General features: G+C 56.3%; 7 protein-coding genes and 2 pseudogenes. 6 read left to right on the top strand and 3 right to left on the bottom strand.

The window, feature by feature from the left end:
- The coding region (locus tag M3436_17190) for a hypothetical protein (protein ID MDQ3565760.1) at positions 1 to 969 on the bottom strand (969 nt) is incomplete at its 3' end.
- 827 nt (positions 970 to 1,796) lie between these two features.
- Between M3436_17190 and M3436_17185 the strand changes: the two genes are divergently transcribed.
- Complete coding sequence (locus M3436_17185) at positions 1,797 to 2,630, top strand: hypothetical protein (protein MDQ3565759.1); 834 nt, start codon at positions 1,797 to 1,799, stop codon at positions 2,628 to 2,630.
- 122 nt (positions 2,631 to 2,752) lie between these two features.
- Entirely contained in the window at positions 2,753 to 3,082 is a 330-nt protein-coding gene (locus M3436_17180; GenBank protein ID MDQ3565758.1) for a hypothetical protein, read from the top strand.
- A gap of 69 nt (positions 3,083 to 3,151) precedes the next feature.
- Here M3436_17180 and M3436_17175 read toward each other — a convergent pair.
- A pseudogene (locus tag M3436_17175) lies at positions 3,152 to 3,600 on the bottom strand (hypothetical protein).
- Positions 3,601 to 3,845: 245 nt separating this feature from the next.
- Between M3436_17175 and M3436_17170 the strand changes: the two are divergent.
- The 4 genes and pseudogenes from M3436_17170 to M3436_17155 all read left to right on the top strand — a co-directional run bounded on the left by M3436_17170 (position 3,846) and on the right by M3436_17155 (position 8,164).
- Positions 3,846 to 5,018: an ATP-binding protein gene (locus M3436_17170; GenBank protein ID MDQ3565757.1), complete on the top strand. Its 1,173-nt coding sequence runs from the start codon at positions 3,846 to 3,848 to the stop codon at positions 5,016 to 5,018.
- A gap of 360 nt (positions 5,019 to 5,378) precedes the next feature.
- Positions 5,379 to 6,212: a hypothetical protein gene (locus tag M3436_17165; protein MDQ3565756.1), complete on the top strand. Its 834-nt coding sequence runs from the start codon at positions 5,379 to 5,381 to the stop codon at positions 6,210 to 6,212.
- A gap of 1,034 nt (positions 6,213 to 7,246) precedes the next feature.
- Positions 7,247 to 7,673 (top strand): annotated as a pseudogene (locus tag M3436_17160) (heme-binding protein).
- 26 nt (positions 7,674 to 7,699) lie between these two features.
- The gene (locus tag M3436_17155; GenBank protein MDQ3565755.1) at positions 7,700 to 8,164 is read left to right on the top strand and encodes a bacterioferritin; all 465 of its coding nucleotides are present in this window, start codon (positions 7,700 to 7,702) and stop codon (positions 8,162 to 8,164) included.
- A gap of 163 nt (positions 8,165 to 8,327) precedes the next feature.
- Here the strand turns inward: M3436_17155 and M3436_17150 are convergent.
- Positions 8,328 to 8,761: polysaccharide deacetylase family protein (locus M3436_17150; GenBank protein MDQ3565754.1), on the bottom strand; the 434-nt coding region annotated here is incomplete at its 5' end.

Below are 8,761 nucleotides of genomic sequence, written 5' to 3'. Positions count from 1 at the left end.
GGCGACGGCCGCGCCTGGGCGGCGCGGCGCGCCGGCGTCTTCGCTGGCCCCAACACCGGTGAGCGCGGCGCGGGAGGTGTTGGTTAGTCCGGCGGTGATCTTGGTCAGGTCTGGCGTGGCGTCATAGGCCTGCAGCGTCCCGCGATCGGTCGCCAGCACGGCGCCAGGATTCAGCCCCGGCTTGAAGAACGTCCACTGCGCGAGCTCCTTGACCAGGGCGTTGAGCCGCGTCATGCGGGCCGCGGCGTCTTCGGTCGTCTCCGTCTCGTAGACGACCTCCTCGATCTTGATCGCCCCCGATTTTCGGAGCGTTTCCATCTCTTGATCGATGTCCGTCTTGAACCATAGCGTGTTCATCTGCATACGGGTGCGCAAATGCTCGTACGACTGTTGGAAGTTGATAGTGATTTTGACGTTGTACGCGGGGAGTAATCCGATATATTGGAGGTCGTAGACGACCACGACGGGCGTTGTACCTTCTCCACGCAGCGCCGCCTTGAGGAGAACCGCACCCTGTTTGCTCAGCTCGGCCGTGAAGGCCGCGCGCTGGTCGGCGTACAGGCTGGGCGCGGTGTGGGCGACGACGTTCTCCACAAAGCGAATCTCGCGGTTGGCGCCTTCCGTGCCAATCGAGCCGCTGTCGAGCACCGTGACGCGGACCGATCCCGATTTGACGGGAACCGGCACGAGGTTCGCCTGAACGCCGAACCGACCGGATACTTCGTTCCGAACCTGCTCGAGCTGACCCGCGGGCACGCCGAGGTCGGTCGTCATGATGAGGAAGCCGCCGCCGCGTGGGCCGGAAGCGGTGTCACCGATGTCCCGGTACATAAGTAATTGGAACAGCGGCTGTCCGGCTTCGACAGAAAGCCGGGGGGAGTTCGGCAGGTAATAAACGAGACTCTTATCGTTATAGTCACGAATCAGCGTGATTCCCCGAATTATCACCGTCGAATCGAGATAGAGCATCGCAGTTCTCCGCCCGCTGCACCGCTGCCATCAGCGGTGTCCGTCCAGCTTATGGATTACATTCCAAATAAACCAGCACCTGGCCAAAGGCGCATCTGTCCTCGGGGATAGCAAAACTATCGGAGATTGTTTCAGGATGCAAGGATTAGTGTTACTAAAAAGCCGCCTAAGTTACCCTTTGACGCAGATAAACGGTTGCATGCGCGCAACCCCACGCGCAAGGGACATAGTTCGTCAATAACGGACGACATAACACTTGTTTTGACCTTTGCCTTTTGCGGTTTTCGAAACCTATCGCGTTGGGTTTTTGCTCATGGCAAAGCATTTGTGGTCTTCCTCGGGACACCAAGGCGCGTGCTAACTGGTGATGCGGCGAGCCTACGTTTCTTTTGTGCTATATATTCACTAAGCATACCGCATCCGCTGGGCTGTCGCGCGGTGGACCGCTCGGCTTGATGAAGCGGAAATGTGTAAATAATTCGCAGAACCTTTTCGAAGAAAGCGCTATCTTAGGAAAGCGGTCTACCTGCTGTATCAATTGTAAAGAGGGTGTCATGGTTCGACATCGGCTATTGCGAGGAAGCCTTGTCTGGACGATTATTCAGCTTATTGCGGTGCCGTGACTCTGGAATCCTTGGCGTCGGTGTCCGCGCTGGGGTAGGCTTGGATGGAGCTGGATTTGAATGCTTACAATAAACGAGGGTCGCGGCTGACCGGTCCTGCATCTGGGTGGAACTAGGACCATCGGCAAAGAGGGATCTTGCGATTGGCCCCTCGGTCCGTCCCGTTATGGCGACCAACTCGTTATCAGAGATAGGTATATGGAAGTGAAACGACTGATCTCCACGTGCTTGTTGCTCCTGAGCCTAGGAGCCTGCGTAAACCTCGAAGCGGTGCGCGATTTCGCAGGCGAGTCCGCCAAGCTGTCGGGCTACACGGAGCTGACCATTCGGTTCCGAGACACCTATAAGCGCGAACAACCCTATCTTAGTGCCGAGGCGGACCTCATGGCACGGGAGAATGACAAGCGGCGTCAAACGGCTTATCAGGATCTTTTGAAGGTCCACGAAGGTGTCTCCCTCTACATGCGAACGTTAGCGACGCTCGCCGGCGACGACACCTTTGACGTTGCCCAAGAGTTCAGCGCTGTGTCCTCTGGGATCAAGGCCTATCCCGATCTCGGCATCGATGCGAAGCACGTCGATGCCTTCTCGAACATGTCAAAAGTCCTCGCCAAATGGGCGACCTCGGCAGCCCAAGAGCGAGCGGTTCGCGAAATGGTGAAGGAAGGCGGTCCGCACCTGCAGGTAATGCTCGAAGGCATGGTGAGGCTGGTCCGCTACTACCGCAAGACCTTTGAGAACGAAGAGCGGGAGATTTTTGGACTTTTCGAGACTGAGCTTCCTTTTGCCAATGGGCCGAAGGATAGGTTACTGGTGGTAATTGCACGTGCGCATGTACAGGCGAAGGCAGCTGAGTATCAGGCGATGAAGGCGATGTATGCGGCAGCAGAGCAGGGAATCAAGAGCATTGCGGACGGGCACAAGCGGCTTCTCGAGAATGTGGACCGGCTCAGTAGCGATGAGGCCAAGCATCTTATTAGCCGCTTTGCGAAGGACATTAAGGCGGCGCGGTCCAGCCTCAAGGCGATCCCCACCTGACAGCTACCGGAATGATTCACGCCTGAAAGGGGGACCTACACATGGCACTCGCTGATCCGAAAGAGGTTGAAGCTCTCGCAGACAGTCTGACAGGTTGTGCAGATTCCATTCATAAACGCCTCATGACAGCGATCCAGAAAGGAGACATCGACCGGCTGCAGGCGCAGGCCGTATTTCAGAACGAGACCATGCTGCGCCAAAAGGCCAACGGCCTCTATATTGACGCCGCGAGCTGCGTGGTCGCCAATCTCGCTGCTTCCCAGGAAAGGCTCATGGGGGTCGTCGCCGAAGCAAAGGCCACCATCAAGACGGTCAAGGAGATCGCTGCCGCCATCGATCTTGTCGCCGATCTACTTGTGTTGGCCGCGGCGGCCTACGCCGCAAAGCCTGGACCGATCCTCTCGGCCCTCAAAGACGTCAAAGAGGACGTGGACGCGTTGAAGACGGCTTAGGTCCCAATCGTTACCGGCACCCCTCAGCCTCGCGGACTGGCGGGATAACCGGACGCTCACCGAGCGGACCTAGACTTGGATCGCGGCGAAGTCCTGCACCTGGCGATGGCGCGCGGTGGGATCAGGCTTGCGATCCCGCATCAGCCAACAGGTCTGCATGCCGGGCAAGCGCCACATCCAACTCCTTGCCGATGTCGGAGAAAAACAGAAATTCGCCCACCGGCCGGCTGATGGATTCACGGATGCGCTCGTAGGCTGCCGCCTCGCGCTTGTGGCCGATGCGGGTGTCGAAATAGCCGCTGAACCCGACGGAGGAGTTGCGAGATGGCCTGATCAACCGAAAGCGCCCGCCCGACCTCCGCCGCGACGGCTGCAATCTGGTCGCGTACCGCGGGATCCTGGGCGTGGGTGCGCACAAAGTGGCCGATGTGAGCGCGTGCATAAGGGAACAGCACCTCGTGCACGAAGACGATGTCGGTGGTGGTACCTTCGATATCCGTCAGGATCGTATTTATCACGTCAGTAGCTCTGAACCAGCCCTGTCGGGCGGCCAGCTATATCTTATTGATTTGGCGCGCCCGGAGAGATTCGAACTCCCGACCTGGTTCGTAGCCTGTTTTCCTCTACCTCATAATACCATTAATAATCAATAGGATATGACGCTCCAACTGTACGACATTTTCTTGAGATAGGGCCCAGTCATATATTGAAATATCATTTGTTATTATTTATTTTTCAATACAGCGGTGTCTGACTCCTACTGATGATCGATCGCCCCATCGATAAAGCAGCTTTCACTAAGCTAATGGCGCTTTTCCCGGTCACAGCTATCCTGGGTCCCCGCCAGTCTGGTAAATCAACGCTTGCACGAGCGTTCCCAACCGACCACTTTTTTGATTTGGAAAACCCACGCGATCTCGCTTTGTTAGCCCAACCGCAACTGGTCTTAGAACCCCTTTCCGGTCTTATCGTGATTGACGAAATCCAGCGTGCGCCGGCCCTCTTCCCCCTGCTTCGGCACCTAGTCGATACACGCCCAGACCAGCGCTACCTCATCTTGGGTAGCGCCTCACGCGATCTCATCCGCCAGTCCTCAGAATCGCTCGCGGGACGTATCGGGCTTCACGAACTCGGGGGGCTACGCCTATCGGACATCGGCACCCAGAACTGGCGCCCCCTCTGGCATCGCGGTGCGTCACCGCCCTCCTTCACCGCCCGGACTGAGGATGAGAGCATGCTCTGGCGTGAGCAGTATGTGGCCACCTTTCTGGAGCGTGATATTCCCCAACTAGGCATTACCATTCCGGCTGTCACGTTAAGGCGGTTCTGGACAATGCTATGTCATTATCATGGCCAAGTGCTGAATCATTCCGAGCTCGCGCGCGCATTCGGTATTTCTGATATGACGGTGCGACGTTACCTGGATATCTTGGAGGGTACGTTTATGGTTCGCCTGCTGCAGCCCCGGCATATAAATACCCGCAAGCGACTCGTCAAGCGACCCAAACTCTATCTGCGCGACACAGGGCTCTTGCATACGCTGCTCGCGATTCGTTCGGAGCGCAATCTTGCAACTCACCATAAGCTAGGCGCATCCTGGGAAGGCTTTGCACTCGAAGTCGCTGCCCGGGCCTGCGGTAAGCGCAGCGAGGAATTTACGTTCTGGTCCACTCACTCTGGCGCCGAAGTGGATCTCTTCTGGCTGGAGCATGGCAAAAACTGGGCTGTGGAAATCAAGTATGCCGACGCGCCGCGGCTTTCGCCATCTATGACCATCGCCTTTCACGATTTGGAACTCTCGCATCTTTGGGTGCTTTATCCAGGCGACCGTTCCTATCCTCTAGCGCCTAAGATCACAACCTTGCCGATCACCGCGATCGGTGAAGTTTGGCCGTACCCGGATATTGATAGTTTACGATCATTAGAAACGCATTAGTCCTTGACGTTCGTCCCAGCTGTTTTGAAGGAAAGAGTATGTGACAACCCCAAATCCGTCGCGTTATGATTCCCACGTTTTGGCCTCGACACTCGATCGCTGGAACAGAAAAGTGCTAAATGTCCTGGCGCGTAGCTGGGCTATGCAGATCGCAACACTTACATCTGTTGTTGGAATCAGTGATTCGTGCGAAATGGTGGATTTCTATCCCAAACCGGATCTTAAGCTTGTTGGCGACGATGGTTCGTGGTAACGAACCCAATCTCTCGGGTGGACGGGTCATAGACAACGGACTTTCGCTTTTGAGCTCGGGCCGGAGTCGCGATATGCATAAGTTTCCAACTGAGTTCGAGGGGCATCATGAACGATATCAATTTCAAGCCTAGGGCAAAGGTGTTTGACATTTCATTCGGCACGGTTACGGCCATTGGCCTTGTCGTATTGGGATTAGCCAAGCTGATCGATGAAGATGCCATACCGACCTTGCTGGCCATCGGACTGTTTGTGTACATTGGCTTGGGCCTGCCGAGGTGGATTGGCTATGCGGAAAGAAACGAGCGCGCACGGGACGCCAAGAATGCGGAACAGCAAGCATGGGGTTTCCATAGCCGGAACCGTGAAGGGGCCTGGATCAACTACATCGACTATCCGGTGGTCAAGCAGACCGCTATCGCCAAGGACAAGTACTTTTACAGTGATTGGCTGGTCATCCATAACGGTTACATCATCGTGAATCCCGGTGCGTGCACAATAGATCCGACCAAGACGGTGGTGGCCTACGATTTGGCGATACACAGGACCTACGCCTGGGACGGCTGTACGCCGAAGAGACTGTTCTATTGGGCGGCGCTGATCGGTACACCGGACTGGTGGGAACAGTGCGAAGCGGTGCAAGTCGCGACCGAACAGGGAACCTTGGAAGTCCGAAACAAGTTCTGGCCCAAGGCACACCATGCAAGCCTGGTGCATGACGCCTTGTATCAGTATCTTGGCACAATCCCCATCAACAAGACGGAGGTCAATCAGTTGTTCTATGAAATGCTCATTGAGTCAAGAATGCCACGCGTGCTCGCCTCGATCTATCACTGGGCGGCGGATTCCTTTGGCGCACTGGACGCGCAAGATGACGCGACGGGCCCAAACAGCACCCGCTCTGTTACAGGGTTGCCATTCTTATCTGAGCGAGTGACCTGAGGCAACGATTGGTTGGGCTGGCACTCGATCGAAGCTTGCATTGCCTGGCAACGCGATTTAGGGAGTCGAGTATCGGACTTTGCGGGGCGTTGTCGCCGTTCTGCCCGACCGCGCTCTGCCCGCCGGGCAAGCAGTGCAACGAGCAGGCGCGCCGGTGCGAGTGAGCGCGAGTCTCGCCATCTCGCCTCGCGAATGAACCTCCAACGAGGGCGGTGAGAGACGGTGTTTCCAGTTTGGATAGGGAGTGGGTCACCTTCGAACGTTGACGGCTGAGGTCTTTCGCCTCAGTCCTACGACGGTACCGAGTTCGGTCCCCTGACGAGCGTTTCGCTCGTCAGGCCGTCAGCTCCGAGACCCACCTGAGGAGAACATGAATTTCGGGCCCAGCTGCACGCCAAGACATGTAGCACTTTTCTGTTCGAGCGCTCGACAACTGGTCCGAGAGTACCACGACGAGCCAGCCGGTGTGAAATAGACCTGTTGTATCGAGCGAGCGTCCCCGCCAGAATCCGCGCATGAGGCTCGCGCAAAAACCAACCATCCAAACCTACGATCATCGCTTTCGAGACGGCAAGTTCAGCAGAGTGCGAATCGTCTTCCACGATCAGTAGCCACGGCCGTGCGTCACCCTGTGCGAGGGCGTCCCGCCATGGCAGTCTAGAATGGGTAAAAAATTTAGCGTCACGTTGGATAAAGAAGGGGCTTATGTGTATAAGTGTCCCCTGCATATAGGCTTAGGCATGGTAGGGGCCATCGTGTTGAGAGAGGGACAACCCACGAATATCGATCAGATCCACAATCATCGGAAAACAAAGGGATGGTCGGTCGAGCCATTCGAAAGCTTGACCTGGAGCTTAAGACAAGGCTGGGTCAAAAATAGTTAGGAGGGGGATACGACAACTGACATGTACCGGTGGCGGTTGCTCAATGCAACCAACATGGCGACTGTGCTTCTCCAAGCAGCAAGTCCAATCGCCTTTTCAGTTTCTTAAGAATAAATCAACTCAAACACGCTTTTGGCGGAGGAAGAGACCATGCATGTGACGTTTGATGACGCGCAGCAAGCCATTGCAGCAGCCCTTCGAAAGGCAGAACAACTCGGCACCCTGCATCGCGGTGGTGGACTCCGGGGCGAGTTTGAAGCCTTCGCCCGGATGAACGATGCCTGGGTCGGGAGTATCGATATTGCTATCAAGAAGGCGAAGACTGCCTGTTTCTTCGGTATGCCACCGGTCAGATCGGCAGGCTGTCCCAGCCAGGCGGATCGCTGTTTGGGATTGAGCATTCCAATGAGGGTTAATTACCTTCCCCGGAGGGCTTCCTATTGTGAACACGGAAGGCGTTCTCATTGAGGCGAGTGGGGTCAGCGGCAGTTCAGTCGAAAACGATCATCTGGTCGCCAAGGCGGGCGTTGAGGTCATTGGCCTTTCCGACCTGCCAGCGCATCCGTGGCGGACCTAAGCACAACGTCAGAAGGAGGAATCCTCGTGTCCAAAGAAACCATTGATAAAGCCGCAGTGGTGGCCAAGTTGAACCAGATCCTGGAGATGGAGCTGGCAGGGGTGGTCAGGTACACCCACTATTCGTTGATGGTCTTCGGTTATGGTCGCATTCCCATCGTCTCCTGGCTTCGCAATGAAGCCGGCGAAGCCCTGATGCACGCCCAAGAAGCGGGTGAGATGATCAGCCAGCTCGGTGCACATCCTTCCCTGGGCATCGGTCCTTTATTGGAGACGCATAAACATGACATCGGCGATATCTTGCGGGAGTCGCTCCAACATGAAATGGCCTCCCTGCGGCTGTATTACGAGCTGCTGGATCTCGTACGCGATCGCTCGGTGTTCCTGGAAGAATACGCCAGACGTCTTATTGCTGCGGAAGAACTGCACGTGGGAGAGGTCGACAAGATGTCACGAAAACCTGGAGAGGTGGCAGCGTTCGTTGCGGATTGATGTTGGAGACGCAGGCGACCGAGAGTAATGAGGATAACAGTGAACAAAAACGATTTCATGCGACAACTTGCGAGCAAGTGGAAAACATCCCCGCGATGGCAGGGCATCTAGCGGCTTTATACACCCGAGGACGTCTGGAAGCTCAAGGGTTCTATCATTTAGACTACCCCTCGCAAAGAATGGCAGCGGAACGGAACCGAGAGCGCGGATTGGCATGGACTTGTTCCGCTATGAGTCTATTTGGCTGCAGAGTTTGTGGGTCATCGACGTCTTCACACGTCGCGAGCAAGGGCTCGTTACCCTGGATGCGGCTCCCGATGAGAAAGAACGTGGCGTGTGCGTCGTGATCCCGCAGAACATCTAGAATCGCAGGCGTCTCTTCGGGATCCGGACCGTCATCGATCGTCAGCGCGGCGGCTGGAACGGCGGTCTCGAGGAAGTACGTGACCCCCGGCGCAAAGATGGCGAGAAACGGTGGTGGCCGCTCTCGGAAACACAAGATATGAGAGCAAACCCCCGCCGCACACAGGCTACCCAAGGATACTAGGGCGACGGCACGTAGACGCAGCACGGTGCTATGGGGAAAGCGGCCAGGAG

The organism is Pseudomonadota bacterium (genome assembly GCA_030859565.1).
Classification (GTDB): domain Bacteria; phylum Pseudomonadota; class Gammaproteobacteria; order JACCXJ01; family JACCXJ01; genus USCg-Taylor.
This window is presented reverse-complemented; position numbering and strand designations above follow the sequence as displayed.